Genomic DNA, 17,010 nt, shown 5'->3' with positions numbered 1-17,010 from the left:
CCGAACCACATACCCCAGGAGGACGGTCATGGAGATCCCGGACCCCACCGGTGTCGCGGATCCCGGATTCCGGCGAGTGCTCCTTGTGGGCACCGGAGCGCTCAGCGTGGCATTTCTTCCCTTCTGGACCAACTGGCTGAACAACACCTTTCCGGAGATGGAGAAAAGGGTCGTGCTGACCCGCGCCGCCCGTCGATTCGTTTCGGCGGAGGCGATATCCGTGCTCAGTGGAAGGGAAGTCTTCACCGACGACTGGAACGAGGCGGATCCCGGCACCGCCCCCCATGTGGAACTGGCCGGCTGGCCCGATCTCGTCCTCGTCCACCCGGCGACGATGCACTTCCTGAGCCGGTACGCGCTCGGTCTCACCGACACCCCGCTGCTCTGTGCCCTCCAGTCCACGACCGCCCTGGTCGGCGTGGCCCCCTCGCTGCCGCCCGGCGCCCAGCTGAGCCCTGTACTGCGGGGCCACCTGGACACGCTGCGGGCCCGCCCCGGCGTCGTCGTCGCACCGACCGTGCCCGCGGTCAGCGCGAGCACCGGCGAACGGGAGGACGGTGGCGCGGCCCCGCTCTCGGAGTTGATGGGGCTGTGCGTGGGCGCGTACGCGAGGGCGCGGCGGGGGGAGGAGGAGTGACGGCGGCCACCGCACAGCCGGTCGCGGAGTTCGGCACCGGGCTCCAGGTCACCCGCGTCACGCCCACGGCCGACGGGCGTTACGAGTGGTGGCAGGGGCCGGGAGCGCGGCGGTCGGACCCGCCGGCGGTGCCCTTCGTGTCGTACGTTCCCCACCACACCTTTGGCGCTCGACTGGTCGTCCCCCGCCCCTCGGGCCACGGGCTCGCGTACCTCGCCGACGGGCCGTACTCGGCCGCCGCCTGGCTGCGTGATCCACGGCCGCAGGCACGGCGGCTGGTCGCGCACACGCTGGCCGCGACGGGTGCGGCGCTGCGGGAGCTGCACACGACTCCCGCGCCCACGGCGGACGTTCCGCCCGCGCTCGTACGACTGCGGTCGTTCGTCGACGGCTGCGACGCGGCCCCTCCTGCCGTACGACGCCTGCGTGAGCACGCGGTACGTGTCTGGGGGCCCGCGCGTCTCGACCTGCTCCGTGCCTGGTACGCCGAGCTGACGGCCCCCGGCGACCCGGGCCCGGCCCTCGTCCACGGCTTCGCCTCCCTCGGCGCGCTGATCCCGCCCCTGCACCGGGGTCCGGTGGCGCTGCTCACCGGGGAGGACCTGGGGGCCGGCCGGCCCGAGCTGGACCTGGGCTGGCTGCTGGGCGACCTGGCCGAACTCGCCTGGGCCGTCCCGGTGTTCGGGGACGACCCGGGGCCGGATCTGCCGGGCGTGCTGCTCGACGCGTACGGGGCGGGCGCGGACCGGGAGTGGGCGGCCCGGGCCGCCGTGCTGCGGATCGTCGCGCACATGCGGGACTTCGCCGCGTACTGCGACTGGAGCGACGAACTCACCGACTACACCGCCTTCATCGCTGACCTGATCGACGAGGAGGGCCGCCGCGCGGTCCCCGGGGGAGCCACACCATGACCACCCTGACCACCGTGTCCACCACCACGACCGAACAGCCGCGTACGCGGCAGCGCTACCGGCCCACCGAGCTGGCGACCGTGCCCGCCGTGAACGCACTGCTGGAGCGGATCGGGCTGGGCCCTCTCGACGCGGAGGCGGTCACCGCGTTCGGCGGGCGCAACGACAACTGGGCGGGGCCGACCACCACCGGCGAGCAGGTCTTCGTCAAGACGGTCGCCCTGCTGCCGGACGGCGGCTGCCCCGAACTCGAACGCGCCCTGAGCTTCGAGGAGTTGGCGGCCCGTCGGCCGCCGTCGGCCTCGCCCCTGCGCTCGCCCGCGCTGATCGGCGCGGACCGTGCGGCCGGGGTGACGGTGCACCGCCTGGTGCCGGGGGCCCGCTCGGGCGCCGAGCTGGCGCTGGACGGGGAGTTCGACGACGAGCTGTGCCGCGAGGCAGGCCGTGCGGTGGGCGCTCTGCACGGGCTGGGCCCCGCCGAGGACGTGGACACCGGTGAGGCTCCGCTGCCGCCGCTCGCCTGGTTGAAGGCGCTGCCGTGGAGTGCCGTCCAGGAGCGGAGCATGGCGCAGATCGCCGCCTGGCAGCTGGTCCAGGACGACACCGAGGTGGTCGCGGCCCTGCACCGGTTGCGGGACCTGGAGAAGACCGTGCCGCACGCGCCCACGCACTGCGATCTGCGCTTCGACCAGTTCATCCGGGCGGAGGAAGGCACCGGGGACCTCTACCTGTGCGACTGGGAGGAGTTCCGGCTCGCCGATCCCGCGCGGGACGTGGGCGCGTTCGCCGGGGAGTGGCTCTTCCACGCCGCGTACTCCGTGTTCGCGCCGACGGGCGAGGGCACCGGGCAGCCGGAGCCCGCCGCCGGGTTCGGGCTGACGCACGAGGAGATCGTCACGCGCGGCTCGGCGAGCCTGCGCCGCCATCTGCCCAGGATCGGCGCCTTCTGGCAGGGCTACCTGGAGAGCCGTACACCCGACGCCGGGCTGCCCGAGCGGGCCGCCGCGTACGCCGGGTGGCACATGTACGACCGCCTCATCGCCACGGCCGAGTCGCACGCCACGCTCAACCCGGTCGCACGGGCCGCGGCCGGCATCGGCCGGACGGTTCTGCTCGACCCGGCGACTGCGGCGCGCACGCTGGGCCTGACCTTGCCGGGAACTGTCGTCTCGGCCCCCGTCCTCCCGGGCCCTCCCCTCCCGGACCACCCCCTCTCGAACGGGAGCAGCCCCCGATGACCCTCGCCGCCCCCCTCACTCCCGTCACCCCCCTGGACCCCCCGGTGCCTGCCGCTTCCCCCGTCGCCCGGCACCGGGGTCTCGCCCCACGGCTGGCCGCCGCGCTCACCGACGTCAGCGTCGTGCCGGGTGCCCGTGAGGCCGCCGTCGCCGGGCGTACGGTGACCGCCGACAGCCCGCGCGATCTGCGGGGCCGGCTCACCAACGCGCTGTACGAGGAGCTCCACGCGGGCCGCCATCAGGGCGGTGCCCTCCCGGACGGTCCGCCGCCCCGGCGCACCCTGCGCGACCCCGAGCTGGAGCGTCGGCTCGCGGCTGCCGTGCCGCATCGCAGCACGCCCACCCGGGGCCGCCTCGTCGAGGTGCTGCGGCGGCCGGACGGCGACCAGCTCGTCGTACGTCTTCCGGAGGTCACCGCGCGCGTGCCGGCCGACCGGCTGCTGAGCCCGGCCACGCCGCCCGCGCCGGGCGAGTACGTCGAACTCGCGCTGGACGCCGCACGGCCCGCGCTGTCCCCCGGGTTCTTCTACGTCATGGGGTCGCGCCCGCTGCCCCGGCCCGCCGGACCCGTACGCCGTCTCTTCCTGCACGCGCGGGACGCGGACGCGGCGGTCGTGCTGTGGGGCCTGGCACTCGACGCGCTGGAGGCCGTCGGAGCCCGGTATCACGCGAAGGTGCTCTCCGATCCGCAGGACTTCCCGCGCCGCGATTCCGTGGTCGTCTATCTGCACGGCGACCACCGGCCCGGCGAGCGCGCGGTCGCGGACGCCGTGGCTCCGCACGCGGCCACCCTGACCGGCGCCGACACCTCGGTCTTCACCGAGGAGCCGGTTCCCGGTGTCGCCGCCGCCTGGGATCCCGAGGATCCGCGCCCCGGCCAGAGCGGCATGAGCTTCGGCCAGCACCGCGCCTTCGCCCTCGCCTCCGGGCTGATCGCGCACGCCCTGGCCAACGGCTCCGAGGGCGGTACGCGTGAGGAGTACGTCGTACGGGCCTTCCGCGAGGCGGGAATCGACCCGCTGCATCCCCAGAACAACCTCGACACCCGCTCGGGAGACGGACGATGACCACCAGCACCACGACCACCGAAGCCTCCGCGCTCCCCGAGGCCGGCGGGCTCGGCACCGCCCTGACCACCGCCTACAGCGACGCGATCGCCGAGGTGTACGACGAGATCTACCCCTCCACCCCGGACCTGGAGGACATCGCCGACTTCCTCCTCACGCTCACCGCACCCGGCGGATGCGTCCTCGAACTCGGCGTCGGCACCGGCCGGGTCGCGCTGCCGCTGGCCGACAAGGGTTTCCGGGTACACGGCGTCGACTCCTCCGAGGGCATGCTCGCCCGGCTCGCCGAGAAGGACCCCGAGGGTCGGATCACCCCCGTGCACGCCGACTTCGCCGCGCTCGACCTGGGCCGTACCTTCGACGTCGTCCTCGCGCCCTTCAACTCGCTGTGCTGCGCGGTCACCCCGGACGAGCAGATCGCCCTCATACATGCCGTGGCCCGGCACACCGCGCCGGACGGATGCGTCGTGATCGAGACGTTCGACCCCAGCGACTACCACGTCCAGAAGAAGAACGAGATCAGCACCTATCCCGTCGCCGGGCGCGGAGCCATGATCGAGTCCATCGGGGTGCTGCCCGCCTCGCAGAACATGATGGTGCACAACACCCTCTTCCTCGACGGTGAGCCGCCCAAGTCGGCGACCACGGTGATGCGTTACCTGTGGCCGAGCGAGCTGGACCTGCTCGCCGGGATCGCCCGCCTGGAGCTGTCCGCCCGCTACTCCGGCTGGCGTGAGCAGCCCTTCGACGGGGGCGACAGCCGCAAGATGTGCGTGTCCGTGTACCGGCCGCTGCCGTGAGCCTGCGGCCGGAGACGGGGGTGCGGCTGATCACCGAGGAGCTGCCCGGACGCGGGCTCGTGGCCGTGGCGCTGACCGTGCGCGCGGGCGGCGACGACGACCCGGCGGGGCGGCACGGGATGGCGCACCTCGTGGAGCACCTGATGTTCCCGCGCGACGACGATGCCGACGGATTCGTGGCCCTCGTCCAGGAGGCGGGCGGCATGTGCAACGCCGAGACCCACCGCGACCACACGGTCTTCCACACCGTCGTCCCCGCCGACGCGCTGCCCGACGTCCTCGCCCTGGAGGCCCGACGGCTGCTCCGCTTCGGGCCGTCCACCGCGACCGTACGCTCCGAGGCGGCCGTCATCGGCGAGGAGATCCGCGCCGCCGACGCCGGGAACCGCCTGTGGGACACCGTCCTCGCCGCGCTCCACCCCGGTGCCCGGGACGCCTACGGCACGACGGCGGAACTGCGGGACGCCACGGTGGCGGAGGCGGAGACCTTCTTCCACCGCCACTACCGGCCCGAGCGGGTCGTGCTGTCCGTGGTCGGGGACGTGGACGCGGGGCGGGTGGGGGAGCTGGTGGAGCGAGAGTTCGGCGCGTGGACGACGCCTGCCCCGGAGATCGCTTCCGCCGCCGAGGCACCCGCCCAGCGGGAAGCCTCCCGCCGCCACCCGCCCGGCGCCACCTCCTCCCTCCCTTACGCCCGCAACGGCGTCGCGATCGGCCACGCCCTGGCCGACCCGAACCGACGGGGCCTCGGTCCGTACCTCGCCCAGATCGTGCTCTGCGAGGTGCTGCGCCGCCGGATTCCCCGACTGATCGCCCGTACCGGCGCATGGGACGGAGCGAGCGTGCACGCCGGCTACCAGGGCCAGTGGCTCGCCTCGGCCGCGCCCGACCTCGCCCTCGTGCTGCTCGGCCGGGCGCCGGGCGCCGGTCCCGAGGACGCCCTCGACCCGTGGCTGGACACGCTCGCCGACATGGCCGCCACCCCGCCGGACGAGCCCGAACTCAGGCGCGCGGTGGCCGTGTTGCGGGCGGCCTGCTACCGCCAGTCCGACTCACTCGCCACCCGCGCGGTCACCCACGGCCGCGCGACCCTCCTCTTCACCCCGGCGGGCGACACGACCCCCGACACCATCCCGGCCCGCCTGGCCGCCGTCACCGCCGCCGATGTGTCGGCCGCCGCTCGGGACCTGTTGGGCGCGTCCAGGTCCGTGCATGTCTTGGAGGGAGGAGCCGTATGACCGCGTGTTTCTTCGCCTGGGCGGGTGGTGCGGGCTCCGACGCCGCCCCGGCCCGCCTGGCCGCCGTCACCGCCGCCGATGTGTCCGCCGCCGCTCGTGACCTGCCCGCCGCGCCCAGGTCCGTCCCCGTTCCGGAGGAAGTCGCCGCATGGAAGGGAGCCGCCCTATGACCGCGTCACCCGCCCCCGGTCCCACCCTGCGCACCGTCCTGCCGAACGGCCTGGACACGGTCGTCGTGACCGTCCCGGACGCGCCCCTCGCCGAGATCCGCCTCGTCCTGCCGTACGCCCGTACCGAACCCGCCCTCGCCGCCGTGCAGGAGCTGCTCGCGGCCGGGCTCGGCACCGCTGGCGTCACCCGTGACCGCCGGGCCGTCGCCGACCGGGCGGCCGGTCTCGGTGCCGAGTTCAGCACGGTGGTGACCGCCGAGCAGCTGGTGCTGTCGGTGAGCGTGCTGGCGGAGGGGCTGGCGGGCGCCCTGGAGCTGCTCGCCGATCTGCTGCTGCGGCCGGCGTACGACCACCCGGCCGGGCCGCCGTCACGAAGCGGACCCGCACCGCGGGCGATCCCCGGCCCCCGCACCCGTCTGCGCCGCGCCCAGCTCCGCCATGCCTTCGGCGGCCCGCACCCCTTGGTGGACGACGGCCACCCCACCGGCACGGCAGAAGACGTCGACCTGCTCGCCTTCCACCGCCGGGCCGTCGTCCCGGACGGTGCCGTACTGCTCATCCTCGGCGGCCAGGACCCGGACCGCGTCCTGGCCGCCGTACGGGAGGAGTTGGCCGAGTGGACCGGCGGCCCCTCCGGGCTCACGCTGCCGCCGTTCCCCCGCCCCGAGCCCACCCCCGGGCGCCTCGCCCTGCACGACCCGTCCGCCGACCAGGCGCTCCTGCTCACCGCGGGCCCGGCCGTTCCCGTCCCTGACCCCGGCCACACCGCGCTGCACCTCGCCCAGACCGTGCTCGGCGGCCACGCCACCTCCCGGCTGACCCGGCGGCTGCGTGAGCGGCACGGGCTCGCGTACGCGGTGGACGCCCGGATCAGGCAGAACGGCGCGGGCTGCTGGCTGGAGGTCGACTGCGTCGGTGCCGTCGGCACGGGGGACCGGCTCGCCGAGGAAGTCGCTGCCGCCATGGGTGAGTTGGCCCAGGCCGGTCCCACCCCGGAGGAGGCGCACCGGGTACGCCGGTACGCGGCCGGGTTCACCCGGTTCGCCCTCGCCACCCGGGCGGAGGAGGCGAGTGCCCTGGCGGGGTTCGCGGCGAGCGGGATGGACCTGGACTGGCTGACGCGCTACCCGGACGCCATCGCCGACGTGACGGACCGGCACATCGCCGAAGCCGCCGCCCGCTTCCTCGACCCGGCCCGCACCCTCGTGGCCACCCTCGACCGCACACCCACAGGAACCCGCCCGTGACCGCACCCATGACCGCACCCATGACCCCATCCGACCTCGCACCCGAGCCCGCCCCCACCCCCGTCCCCGCAGTCCCCTCCGTCCCCGCCGTCCTCTACCCCCTCCAGCCCGACCACCCCGAACTCGTCGCCCCCTTCGCCGAGTTGGTCGCCCGCACCGACGCGCGCCGCCTCTGGCTCTGCCAGTCCTTCCGGTCGGAACCGCACCAGGTGCTGGCGTACCTGGCGGGACTGGGCCACACCGTCCCCGTGGGCACGGCGGTCACCCTCCTCCCCCTGCGGCACCCGTACGAGGCGGCACTCCAGGCCCGTTCCCTGGCCCTGCTCACCGGGCGGCCGGTGGTGGCCGGGTACGGCATCGGCACCCCCGAGTTCGCGCACGGGCTCACTCCGGAGCCGTATCGCAGCCCGCGCACGGCGGTCGGGGAGTACGTCACCTCCGTACGGGCCCTGCTGAACGGCGAGAGCGTGGCGCACGACGGCCCGTACCACCGGCTGCACGCGGCGCTCCCGCCGGTCGGGCCGCACGCGCCGGTGGAAGTGGGCGCCGGGGTGCTCCGCCCCGGCATGGCCCGTACCGCGGGCGCCACCGCGGACGTGGCGATCACCTGGATGACCCCGCCGGACTACCTTCGCGACACCCTCGCACCGCGACTGGCGGCCGGCGCCGCCGAGGCGGGCCGCGCTACCCGCCCCCGTATCGCCACGGCCGTCCACGTCGCCGTCCGCCGCCCGGGCCGCGACCCGCGCCGCATGGCGGAGGCGGCCGCGGGCACCCATCTGCGCGCCCCGCACTACGCGGACATGCTGCGTCGCGCCGGCCTGGACGTCGACGGCCCCGACCCGGCGGCGGAACTCCTGCGCGCCGACGTGGTCGTCACCGGCACCCCGGACGAGATCGCCGCGACCCTGGCCGCCTATCGCGCCGCCGGCGTCGACGAGATCCTCCTCAACCCCACCGCCGTCCTGCTCACCGAGGGCGTCCACGCGGCGGTGGCGGACCTGGAGGAGATCATCGCCGCCTGCCGTTCGACGGACCGTACGTCGTCTGGCTTGGTTCGTTCGGTCCTTTGAACGAGAGCCGGACAGTCGTCGCGAGAGTGCCCTGGCCGCGACTCGCGCGGAATGGAGCGCTTGTACGGATCTTGGTCGACTCTGCGATCGAGGTTCGGTGGAGAGGGTGTAATGGGTGTTTGGAGGCAATCCGTCATGTCTTCACATGCTCAGCGGAGCGTGGCGTTGCGCACTCGTTAAGTAGTTCGGCTTGACGCTGGGGGGCGACGACGCGTTGGCTTTTCAGACACCTGGGCGCAATGGCGCGTCCGTGTCCCGAAGGCACCAGAAGTGAGCTCCTCTATGCGTCCCTTGCGCCCCCTGCGTCGTACCGCCACCGCCGTGGCCGCCGCATCCACGATGACCCTCTCGCTGGCCGCGTGCGGGGCTCTGGGCGTCACCGGGGACAGCAGCGAGGCGAGCCCGACCAAGGGGAACGACGTCACCGTGGGGCTGCTGCTGCCGGAGACGGCGAACACGCGCTACGACAAGTTCGACTTCCCCATCATCAGGAACAAGGTCCTGGAGCTCACCGACAAGCAGGGCCGGGTCGTCTACAAGAACGCGGACGCGGACGCGTCCAAGCAGACCGAGCAGCTCCAGCAGATGATCGACGACCAGGTCGACGTGATCCTGCTGGACGCCGTCGACTCGCACGCCATCGCCGGCGGAGTGCAGAAGGCCAAGGACGCCGGGATCCCGGTCATCGCCTACGACCGCCTGGCCGAGGGACCGATCGACGCGTACGTCTCCTTCGACAACGAACTGGTCGGCGAGGTCCAGGCGCGCACCCTGCTGGAGGCGATGGGGGAGGTCGACTCCTCCGACAAGATCGTCATGATGAACGGCTCGCCCACCGACCCGAACGCCAAGCAGTTCAAGGCGGGCGCCCTCTCCGAGCTCAACGGCACGGTGGACGTCGCCAAGACGTACGACACCAAGGACTGGAAGCCGGAGAACGCCCAGGCCAACATGGCCGAGGCGATCAAGGCGATCGGCGCGAACAACATCAAGGGCGTCTACTCCGCCAACGACGGCATGGCCGCCGGCGTCATCAAGGCCCTGGAGGCCGCGGGCGTGACCGAACTGCCGCCGATCACCGGGCAGGACGCCGAACTCGACGCCGTCCAGCGGATCGTGAGCGGCGAGCAGTTCATGAGCGTGTACAAGTCGTACCCGCAGGAGGCCGAGAGCGCCGCACAGATGGCCGTGGCCAAGGTCCAGGGCAAGGACATCCAGTTCGACTCCCTCACCCAGGACCGGGTCGACAGCCCCACCGACAAGGACATCCCGTCCCTGCTGGTACCCGTGGTCGCGCTGACCAAGGACAACATCAAGAAGACCGTCCTCGCCGACGGGATCTACGAGCTGTCCGAGATCTGCACGGCCGAGTACAAGGCGGGCTGCACGGCGATCGGGCTCAGCAAGTAGGGCTCGCGGACACGCCCTGAAGCGGGGCCCGTCGGTCTTCCGGCGGGCCCCTGCTTCTGCCCGTTCACACCACCCGCGTGAACTCCACCGTCACCTCCGGCGGCCCGCCGGGCACACCCCGGTAGATCCCCTTGTGCGGAGTGACGTCGTCGTAGTCACGCCCCCGGCCCACCACCACATGGGACTCGTCGGCCCGTGTCCGGTTCGTGGGGTCGTAGCCGCACCAGTCGCCCGCCCAGTACTCGATCCAGGCGTGGCTCTGCCCTGCCACCGGACGGTGCAGTTCCGCCTCTCGCTCGGGGTGCAGATAGCCGGAGACGTACCTCGTCGGCAGCCCCAGCCCGCGCAGCAGGGCGATGGTGACGTGGGCGATGTCCTGGCAGACGCCCGCGCCCTGCTCCCAGGCCTCCGCGGCGGACGTGTTCACTCCCGTCGCGCCGGGCAGATACGACACCCGGTCCGCGACCAGCGACGACACGGCGACCGCCGTCCCGTGCGGATCGAGGCCGGCCGCCGCCTCCCGCGCCTTCTCGATCAGCCCGGCCGGGACCGTCGTACGCCCGGTCGTGTTCGCGAACTCCAACAGGCGGGAGCTCGCCGTCCGTTCGGCCACCTCCGCCCACCCGGGCGCCTCGGGGAGCGGGCCCGGCGGATGGGTCTCGACCAGGCTGGAGGCGGTGATGGTGAGGTCGGCGTGCGGGTCCATCAGGTCGAAGCCGGTGACCTGGGTGCCCCAGTAGTCCCAGTACGCCCAGGTGGTCGCCGCCGGGCTGATGGTGACCCGGGCGTCCAGGGTGGTCTGGCTGGGCAGCGTCAGCGGGGTCATGCGGACCTCGTTGTGCGAGGACGCGGCGGGCTGGGCGTAGGGCACGCGCGTGACGTGCTTGATGCGGAGGCGGCGCGACGCGGTGGGGTCCGCGGTCAGGGGAGCCGTGGTCATGGTCACGCTCCTTCCTGGGCCCACTCGACGGGCCCCTGGTACGGGAAGAACCGGTCGGCCACGGCGTCCATCGAGGCCATGCAGGCCTGCTGCAAGTCCCGCAACAAAACGGGCAGTTGGTCTTCCAGGGCGTGCGTGTCCAGGTATTCGAGGCGGGTGCGCATCCGGCCGATCGGGCGGCGCGCGGGGTCCTGGCGGGGCCGGCCCAGCGCGGTGAGGCACTCCTCGGCCGTGGTCAGGGCGTGCAGCGCCGAGCGCGGGAACTCGCGGTCCAGCAGCAGGAACTCCGCCACCCGCGGGGTGTCGCCGAAACCGCCGTACACGCGCGCGTACGCCTCGTCCGCGCCGGACGCGCTCAGCAGGGTCGGCCAGTCGGGTGCGTGGGCGGCGTCCAGCACCCGCACCGACAGCAGCCGTACGGTCATGTCCACCCGCTCAAGGCTGCGGCCCAGCACGACGAAACGCCAGCTGTCGTCCCGGCTCATGGTCGAGTCGGCAAGACCGAAGAACAGCGCCGCGCGTCTGCGCACCAGCTCCAGATAGGCGTACGGCCCCGTCCGCCGGGCCGCCAGTCGCTGGTCGGCGAGCGCGTGCCACGTCGAGTTCAGGCACTCCCACATCTCCGACGAGACGGCCTCGCGGGCACTGCGCGCGTTCAGCCGGGCGGCGCCCAACGCGCCCTCGATGGAGCCGGTGGAGCGGGCGTCGAAGGCCAGCTGGTCGAGCACCTGCTGCATGTCCACGGGCTCACCACCCGCGTCCATACCGAGGATCGCGTACAGCGACCGGCAGGCCACGTCCTCGTCGCGCCAGGGGTCCTCCAGCATGCGGTGGAGGTAGGCGTCGAGGATGCGGCCCGTGGCGTCGGCGCGCTCGACATACCTTCCGGTCCAGGTCAGCGCCTCGGCGATGCGGGAGAGGATCACGTCGTTCACTGCTGCTGCGCCCCTTCCTGTACGACGGTGGGGGTGCCGTCGGGTCCGAGCTGACGTGGGGCGACGTCGGGCAGTACGGCTGCCGGCGCCGCCGGTCGCTCCGCCGGGCCCTCCGCGAGCACCCAGGTGTCCTTGGAGCCGCCGCCCTGACTGGAGTTGACGATGAGGTTGCCCTCCTGGAGAGCGACCCGGGTGAGGCCGCCGGGCAGCACCCAGACATCGTTGCCGTCGTTGACGGCGAAGGGCCGCAGGTCGATGTGGCGCGGTGCCATCCGCTCGCCCGCGAGGGTGGGGGAGGTGGACAGGGCGACCGGCCGCTGGGCGATGAAGCCGCGCGGATCGGCGATGACGGCTTTGCGAGTGCGTTCGATGGTGTCCCGGTCGGCCTTGGGGCCGATGACGATGCCCTGCCCGCCGGCGCCGTCGACGGGCTTGACGACGAGCTGCTCGATCTGGTCGAGGACGGCCTCCAACTGGCCTGGCTCGTCAGGCCGGTAGGACTCGACGTTGGGGAGGATCGGTTCCTCGCCGAGGTAGTACCGGATGAGGTCCGGGACGTAGGTGTAGAGGAGCTTGTCGTCGGCGATGCCGTTGCCCACGGCGTTCGCGAGTGTGACGTTGCCCGCCATGGCCGCGCCCATGATGCCCGGGCAGCCGATCACCGAGTCGGGGCGGAAGTGGAGGGGGTCGAGGAAGTCGTCGTCCAGGCGCCGGTATACGACGTGGACGGGCACCTCGCCGCGCGTCGTCCGCATCCAGACCCGGTTGCCGCGGCAGACGAGGTCGTGTCCCTCGACGAGCTGCACACCCATCAGCCGGGCCAGCAGGGCGTGCTCGAAGTAGGCGGCGTTGTTGGGCCCGGGGGTCAGGACGACCACACGCGGGTCCTCGACGCCGTCGGGGGCGGCCGCGCGCAGGGCGGCGAGCAGCTTCTGCGTGTACCCGTCGACGGGCAGGACGTGCTGCTCGGCGAAGAGGGAGGGGAAGATCCGGGTCATGGCACGCCGGTTCTCGATGACGTACGAAACGCCACTGGGCACACGGACGTTGTCCTCCAGCACCCGGAAGTCCCCGGCCTCGTCCCGCACGAGGTCGATGCCGGCGACATGGATCCGGACCCCGCCCGGTGGTTCGATCCCGTGGGCCGCTCTGTGGAAGTGCGGGGAGTTGAGCAGCAGCCGCCAGGGCACGACGCCGTCCTCGAAGGCACGGGCGTGCCCGTAGGCGTCGGCGAGGTAGGCCTCCAGGGCCCTGACCCGTTGGCTCACCCCGCGTTGTATGAGATCCCATTCGAGGGCGTCGAGGATGCGAGGCACGAGGTCCAGCGGCCAGGGCCGCTCCTCGCCCGCGAAGGCGTACGTCACGCCCCGGTCGGTGAACGCCCGGGCCATCTGGTCGGCCCGGAACCGGAGTTCACCGGGCTCGATCGGCTGAAGTGCAGCCAGCACCGGCTCATAGGCGGTCCTGACCTCACCCGGCCGCTCAAACATCTCGTCCCACGCGTCGGCCAACGCGTACGCGTCAAATATGTCCGCCATGGCCTGACGTTAAGTGCGGTCTGTAACACGGTGATCTCTGACTGATTTCCGGGAGGTGCACGCGGAAGGCCGGCGTCCGGGTCGCCGGGGCGGTCGGGTTCACCGCCCGGGGTGAACCGGGGGCGGCTTTGCTGCGCACACGGCAAAGGCTGGGATGAGACCATCAGCTTGTTGCAACTCGACCGGCGGAGGCCCGGAAATAGCGGGGCGTACCGGTGGTTTACGGCGCCCGACCCGGCGGGAGCCGTGTTGCGGAGCACGGCCGGTCCGCGCATAGTTGCGCTGCGGAAGCGCGAGCGAACCGTACGCCCGAGGGGCTGTGCACGGTGGGCCCCTCGACCAGGGCCACGCCCTGTCGAGGCGCCCCGGCAGGGGTGCCGGCACCGCGCACCGGAGGCGGCGAGCCGGCGAGAGAGGCAAGAACCGGGGGTGGATGGGCGATGGCCGGGCACGGGACGGAGGAGCATCCACACGGTGCCGACCGACTGTGCGAGGCCGGGGATCGCGTGTATTCCCGGGCCGTACGGCGCGGCCGTGTGCCGCGCCCGGACGCCGAGCAGGTGCCCTGCCTGCTGGAGTTGGCGCTGCTGCACCCCGACCCCGACGACATGGACTGGCTGGTCCCGACGTCCCCGCAGGAGGTCATGACGCGGCTGCTGCGCGGGGTGTACGACGAGGTCAGCGCGAGCCAGCGTCGGGTGGGCTCGGCGGTGGCGGCGTTCGAGTGGTACGCCGGACTCGGCCCCCAGCCGCCGCAGGCATCCGGCGCGGAGGGCACGGCGATCCGTGTGCTGGACGGCCCCTCCCGCATCCAGGCGGCCCTGGACGCGGCGACGGAGGCGTGCACGACGGAGGTGCTGACCGTGCAGCCCGGCGGCATCCGTCCCGAGCACGAGCTGACGGAGGGCCTGCACCGGGCACTGGCGCTGCGCGGGCGGGGCGTGCGGATGCGCGACCTGTACACGCATGTGGCCCGGCACGGCCAGGGCCTGCTCAACTACCTTGAGCTGATGGGCGATTCGGTCGAGGCCCGCACACTGGACGAGGTCATCGACCGGCTGATCCTCTTCGACCGCACGGTCGCCTTCATCCCGGCGAACACCGACCGCACGATGGCGTTGGAGCTGCGGCACCCGGCGCTGGTGAACTACCTGCTGACCGTGTTCGAGCGCCTGTGGCGGCTGGCGATCCCGCTGACGGCGCCCCTTCCCGACACCGGCATCGAGGGCATCTCCCACCGAGAACAGTCCATCGCCGCGCTGCTCGCCGAGGGCCACCAGGACGCGGTGATCGCGGAACGGCTGGGGATAAGCGTGCGGACCTGCCGGGCGCACATCGCGCGGTTGTCGGAGACGCTGGGGGCGGCGAACCGGACGCAGCTCGGGGTACGGATCGCACAGGTGGGGCTGGACCGTCCGCGGGCGTCGTCGTCCGAGGCGGCGGTGATCAGCGTGGCCGGGGTACCGGGGGTGCCTGGAGCGTCGGGGATTCCCGGGGTCCCTGGTCAAGAATCCCCGACTGGCCGATGAGATAGCCGAGTTGGGCCCGGCTCTCGCTGCCCAGGGTCGCCGCGAGCTTGGCGATGTGGACGCGGGCGGTGCGGATGTTCATACCGAGGCGGTCGGCGATGACGGCGTCGGTGTGGCCCTCGACCAGGAGGCTCGCGATGGCACGCTGGCGGGGGGTGATGCCGTTGAGCGTGGGTTGCCGGATGGCCTCGGGGTACATGGGGGTGGCCAGGCGCCAGAGGCGGTCGAAGGTGGTCACGAAGAAGGCGATCAGGGCTGGGTGGCGGACTTCCAGTGCGACCGAGGGGGTGTTGCTGACCGGGATGAAGGCGACGGACCTGTCGATGACGATGAGGCGGTCGGTGACCTCGTCGAGGGTACGGGCCTCGACGTCGCCCTGGAGCTGTTCGTAGCGCGCGATCACATACGGCACATGGCGCTGGGTGTGCTGGTAGAGGGTGCGGATGCGGCCGCCACGGTCGAGCAGGGCCTGATCACGGTCCAGCGAGATGGCGTGAGCCGCCTCATGGACCTCGCTCTTGTGGGTGCTGGGCTGCACGGAGAGCACCTCTTGGTCCGCTTCGGCCATGACCCGTGAAATGGCCCGGTTGATCTGGACGCCGCCGCTGAGCATCTTGGTCGCCGAGGTGTCCGCGGTCGTGGGGCGCCCGGCGTCGATCTGCATCAGCGGTGCGAACGCCTCGCTCAGCCGTTCCTCACGTCGTCGCTCGTCGGCGATACGGTCCCCGGAGGCGCGCAGCATCCGGTGCAGGGCGACGGCGGGCGCGACCGGCTCCAGCCAGCCGAGGTCGTCGAGGACGGTGTGCAGCAGGCCGAGGTCGACGAGGCAGGGCGCGGGTTCGAGGTGCGCGGCGGATACCCGGCCCTCACGCAGGGCCTGTTCGTACAGCTTCCTGCCCGCTGCACACAGGTCCTCCGCACCGTGCGTGTGCCCCTCGGTCACGTGTGACTGCCTCCCGCCGGCGTCGAGTGGTCCTGCTCCAGGATCCCCGACTGGGCTATGAGGTAGCCGAGTTGGGCACGGCTGCCGCTGCCCAGGGCGGTGGCCAGCTTGGCTATGTGGGCCCGGCAGGTGCGGACGTTCATGCCCAGTCGGCGCGCTATGGCCTCGTCGACGTGCCCCTCGACAAGGAGCTTGGCGATGGAGTGCTGGATTTCTGTGATGCCGTCGGGGGCGGTCTCGTAGGGGGCGCCCGCGCTCAGCGGGACGGCCCGGTCCCACATGAACTCGAAGACCTTGATCAGATAGCGGATGAGCCCCCGGTCGCGGACCTCCAGGGCGGCCTTCTGGTCGTCCCGGGTGGGGATGAAGGCCACGGACTCGTCGCAGACGATGAGCCGCTCCACCACTCCGTCGATGGTCCGGTGCTCGACCTTGCCGTCGGAGAGCTGATCCACGTAGGCCAGTCTCTCGGGGCTGTACCGGGCCGTGTGCGGATAGAGGGTCCTGATCCGCACCCCGCGTTCGATCAGCGGCCGGTCGCGCTCCAGCCCCTGGATCAGGCTTCGCTCGGGCCGGTGGCCGCTCGGCTGGACCGTGAGCATCTCGGTCTGGCACTGGGCGGTGGCCAGGTTGAGCGCCCCGTTGATCCGGGCGCTGCCCTCCAGCACCGTGATCGAGTCGCTGGCCGCCGACTGAGTGCTGAGCGCCATGAACGGCGCGAAAACGTCGGACAGTTCGATCGACAGCCGCCTGCGCTCGGTGATCTCGTGCTCTATGGGGTTGAGCCGCTGGGCGAGGGCGACCGCCGGAGGCACCGGGCGCAGCCAGTTCGGGTCGTCGGGATCGGGGTGGAGGAGGGAGAACTCCTCCAGACACGGGGCCGGTTCCGCGTCCGTCCGAGAGATACGTCCCGCACGGATCGCGTTTGCGTAGAGTCGGCCACCTTCCTCACACAGCTCGGTCGCCGCATGGGGATGTGTCGTATTAGTCCGATTAGTTCCCAAATCTCCACCCCCCAGGGTCCTGAACATGCAGGAACATGATGCATCGATTGTGTGGCCATGAGGTGCCTGAATGAGCCATCGTCTTACTCGACGGGGGAAGAGGGGACCTTCAAGTGAGGACGAAGCCGACTATGCGTAACAAAATGCTTCGCTCGGTGCTTGTCGCCATCTTCTCCACCGTCGTGGCCGTCGCAACTCTGAGTGGCCTATCCGGTGCGAAGGGTGATGCCCGGGCAGGGGACAGTGTGTGGCCGGCGGGCCCGAGGACCCACGTCCTGGCGGACAGCGTGTGGCCGGCCGTGGCGGCCGACTCCGAGGGAGCCGGGAGCT

Annotated in this window: 16 protein-coding genes; 11 read left to right on the top strand and 5 right to left on the bottom strand. The window is 72.3% G+C overall.

The genetic code is table 11. The features are described from left to right. Positions 1 to 28: 28 nt before the first annotated feature. The 10 genes from lxmD to BLU79_RS28235 all read left to right on the top strand — a co-directional run bounded on the left by lxmD (position 29) and on the right by BLU79_RS28235 (position 9,791). Complete coding sequence (gene lxmD, locus BLU79_RS28275; RefSeq protein ID WP_093908738.1) at positions 29 to 637, top strand: peptide terminal cysteine decarboxylase LxmD; 609 nt, start codon at positions 29 to 31, stop codon at positions 635 to 637. Beyond that, on the top strand, positions 634 to 1,548 hold the full coding sequence (locus BLU79_RS28270; RefSeq protein WP_093908737.1) for a hypothetical protein: 915 nt from the start codon (positions 634 to 636) through the stop codon (positions 1,546 to 1,548). The genes lxmD and BLU79_RS28270 overlap by 4 nt, the downstream gene beginning before the upstream one ends. Beyond that, entirely contained in the window at positions 1,545 to 2,786 is a 1,242-nt protein-coding gene (gene lxmK, locus BLU79_RS28265) for a class V lanthionine synthetase subunit LxmK (RefSeq protein WP_177001209.1), read from the top strand. Before BLU79_RS28270 ends, lxmK begins: the two co-directional genes overlap by 4 nt. Continuing rightward, positions 2,783 to 3,853, top strand: coding sequence for a T3SS effector HopA1 family protein (locus BLU79_RS28260; protein WP_093908736.1), 1,071 nt, complete (start codon positions 2,783 to 2,785; stop codon positions 3,851 to 3,853). The genes lxmK and BLU79_RS28260 overlap by 4 nt, the downstream gene beginning before the upstream one ends. Beyond that, entirely contained in the window at positions 3,850 to 4,653 is an 804-nt protein-coding gene (locus BLU79_RS28255; protein WP_093908735.1) for a class I SAM-dependent methyltransferase, read from the top strand. Before BLU79_RS28260 ends, BLU79_RS28255 begins: the two co-directional genes overlap by 4 nt. After that, positions 4,650 to 5,891, top strand: a complete 1,242-nt coding sequence (locus BLU79_RS49780; RefSeq protein ID WP_177001208.1) for a M16 family metallopeptidase — start codon at positions 4,650 to 4,652, stop codon at positions 5,889 to 5,891. The genes BLU79_RS28255 and BLU79_RS49780 overlap by 4 nt, the downstream gene beginning before the upstream one ends. After that, complete coding sequence (locus BLU79_RS48370) at positions 5,888 to 6,061, top strand: hypothetical protein (protein ID WP_177001207.1); 174 nt, start codon at positions 5,888 to 5,890, stop codon at positions 6,059 to 6,061. The genes BLU79_RS49780 and BLU79_RS48370 overlap by 4 nt, the downstream gene beginning before the upstream one ends. Further along, positions 6,058 to 7,308: a M16 family metallopeptidase gene (locus tag BLU79_RS28245; RefSeq protein WP_093908733.1), complete on the top strand. Its 1,251-nt coding sequence runs from the start codon at positions 6,058 to 6,060 to the stop codon at positions 7,306 to 7,308. The genes BLU79_RS48370 and BLU79_RS28245 overlap by 4 nt, the downstream gene beginning before the upstream one ends. A gap of 20 nt (positions 7,309 to 7,328) precedes the next feature. Beyond that, on the top strand, positions 7,329 to 8,381 hold the full coding sequence (lxmJ, locus tag BLU79_RS28240; RefSeq protein WP_093908801.1) for a F420-dependent peptide dehydroalanine reductase LxmJ: 1,053 nt from the start codon (positions 7,329 to 7,331) through the stop codon (positions 8,379 to 8,381). 282 nt (positions 8,382 to 8,663) lie between these two features. Next, positions 8,664 to 9,791 carry a sugar ABC transporter substrate-binding protein gene (locus BLU79_RS28235; RefSeq protein WP_177001206.1) on the top strand — a complete coding sequence of 376 codons (1,128 nt, stop codon included), beginning with the start codon at positions 8,664 to 8,666 and terminating at the stop codon, positions 9,789 to 9,791. A 64-nt stretch (positions 9,792 to 9,855) separates the two neighbouring features. On the opposite strand, the gene BLU79_RS28230 is transcribed toward BLU79_RS28235, so the two are convergent. From BLU79_RS28230 to BLU79_RS28220, 3 genes are read right to left on the bottom strand one after another with little or no spacing between them, the layout of a single operon-like run. Next, complete coding sequence (locus BLU79_RS28230; RefSeq protein ID WP_093908732.1) at positions 9,856 to 10,731, bottom strand: transglutaminase family protein; 876 nt, start codon at positions 10,729 to 10,731, stop codon at positions 9,856 to 9,858. 2 nt (positions 10,732 to 10,733) lie between these two features. Next, positions 10,734 to 11,666 (bottom strand): alpha-E domain-containing protein, encoded by a 933-nt coding sequence (locus BLU79_RS28225; RefSeq protein WP_093908731.1) that lies wholly within the window; start codon positions 11,664 to 11,666, stop codon positions 10,734 to 10,736. Beyond that, complete coding sequence (locus BLU79_RS28220) at positions 11,663 to 13,204, bottom strand: circularly permuted type 2 ATP-grasp protein (RefSeq protein ID WP_093908730.1); 1,542 nt, start codon at positions 13,202 to 13,204, stop codon at positions 11,663 to 11,665. The genes BLU79_RS28225 and BLU79_RS28220 overlap by 4 nt, the downstream gene beginning before the upstream one ends. A gap of 440 nt (positions 13,205 to 13,644) precedes the next feature. Here BLU79_RS28220 and BLU79_RS28215 point away from each other — a divergent pair, with 440 nt between their 5' ends. Then, positions 13,645 to 14,733, top strand: a complete 1,089-nt coding sequence (locus BLU79_RS28215; RefSeq protein WP_093908729.1) for a helix-turn-helix transcriptional regulator — start codon at positions 13,645 to 13,647, stop codon at positions 14,731 to 14,733. Here the strand turns inward: BLU79_RS28215 and BLU79_RS28210 are convergent. Then, on the bottom strand, positions 14,651 to 15,676 hold the full coding sequence (locus tag BLU79_RS28210) for a helix-turn-helix transcriptional regulator (RefSeq protein ID WP_093908728.1): 1,026 nt from the start codon (positions 15,674 to 15,676) through the stop codon (positions 14,651 to 14,653). The two genes, BLU79_RS28215 and BLU79_RS28210, sit on opposite strands and share 83 nt — an antisense overlap. Continuing rightward, positions 15,673 to 16,707 (bottom strand): helix-turn-helix transcriptional regulator, encoded by a 1,035-nt coding sequence (locus tag BLU79_RS28205; protein ID WP_177001205.1) that lies wholly within the window; start codon positions 16,705 to 16,707, stop codon positions 15,673 to 15,675. Before BLU79_RS28205 ends, BLU79_RS28210 begins: the two co-directional genes overlap by 4 nt. Between the last annotated feature and the right edge of the window lie 303 nt (positions 16,708 to 17,010).

This window comes from Streptomyces sp. cf386 (assembly GCF_900103585.1).
In the GTDB taxonomy this organism is placed as follows: domain Bacteria; phylum Actinomycetota; class Actinomycetes; order Streptomycetales; family Streptomycetaceae; genus Streptomyces.
This window is presented reverse-complemented; position numbering and strand designations above follow the sequence as displayed.

Bases quoted from the DNA above. Each gene is read 5' to 3' on its own strand.
- BLU79_RS28235 (WP_177001206.1), top strand. From the start codon at position 8,664: ATGCGTCCCTTGCGCCCCCTGCGTCGTACCGCCACCGCCGTGGCCGCC.
- BLU79_RS48370 (WP_177001207.1), top strand. From the start codon at position 5,888: ATGACCGCGTGTTTCTTCGCCTGGGCGGGTGGTGCGGGCTCCGACGCC.
- BLU79_RS28220 (WP_093908730.1), bottom strand. From the start codon at position 13,204: ATGGCGGACATATTTGACGCGTACGCGTTGGCCGACGCGTGGGACGAG.
- BLU79_RS28230 (WP_093908732.1), bottom strand. From the start codon at position 10,731: ATGACCACGGCTCCCCTGACCGCGGACCCCACCGCGTCGCGCCGCCTC.
- BLU79_RS28215 (WP_093908729.1), top strand. From the start codon at position 13,645: ATGGCCGGGCACGGGACGGAGGAGCATCCACACGGTGCCGACCGACTG.
- BLU79_RS28255 (WP_093908735.1), top strand. From the start codon at position 3,850: ATGACCACCAGCACCACGACCACCGAAGCCTCCGCGCTCCCCGAGGCC.
- lxmD (WP_093908738.1), top strand. From the start codon at position 29: ATGGAGATCCCGGACCCCACCGGTGTCGCGGATCCCGGATTCCGGCGA.
- lxmK (WP_177001209.1), top strand. From the start codon at position 1,545: ATGACCACCCTGACCACCGTGTCCACCACCACGACCGAACAGCCGCGT.
- lxmJ (WP_093908801.1), top strand. From the start codon at position 7,329: ATGACCCCATCCGACCTCGCACCCGAGCCCGCCCCCACCCCCGTCCCC.
- BLU79_RS28260 (WP_093908736.1), top strand. From the start codon at position 2,783: ATGACCCTCGCCGCCCCCCTCACTCCCGTCACCCCCCTGGACCCCCCG.
- BLU79_RS28205 (WP_177001205.1), bottom strand. From the start codon at position 16,707: ATGTTCAGGACCCTGGGGGGTGGAGATTTGGGAACTAATCGGACTAAT.
- BLU79_RS28245 (WP_093908733.1), top strand. From the start codon at position 6,058: ATGACCGCGTCACCCGCCCCCGGTCCCACCCTGCGCACCGTCCTGCCG.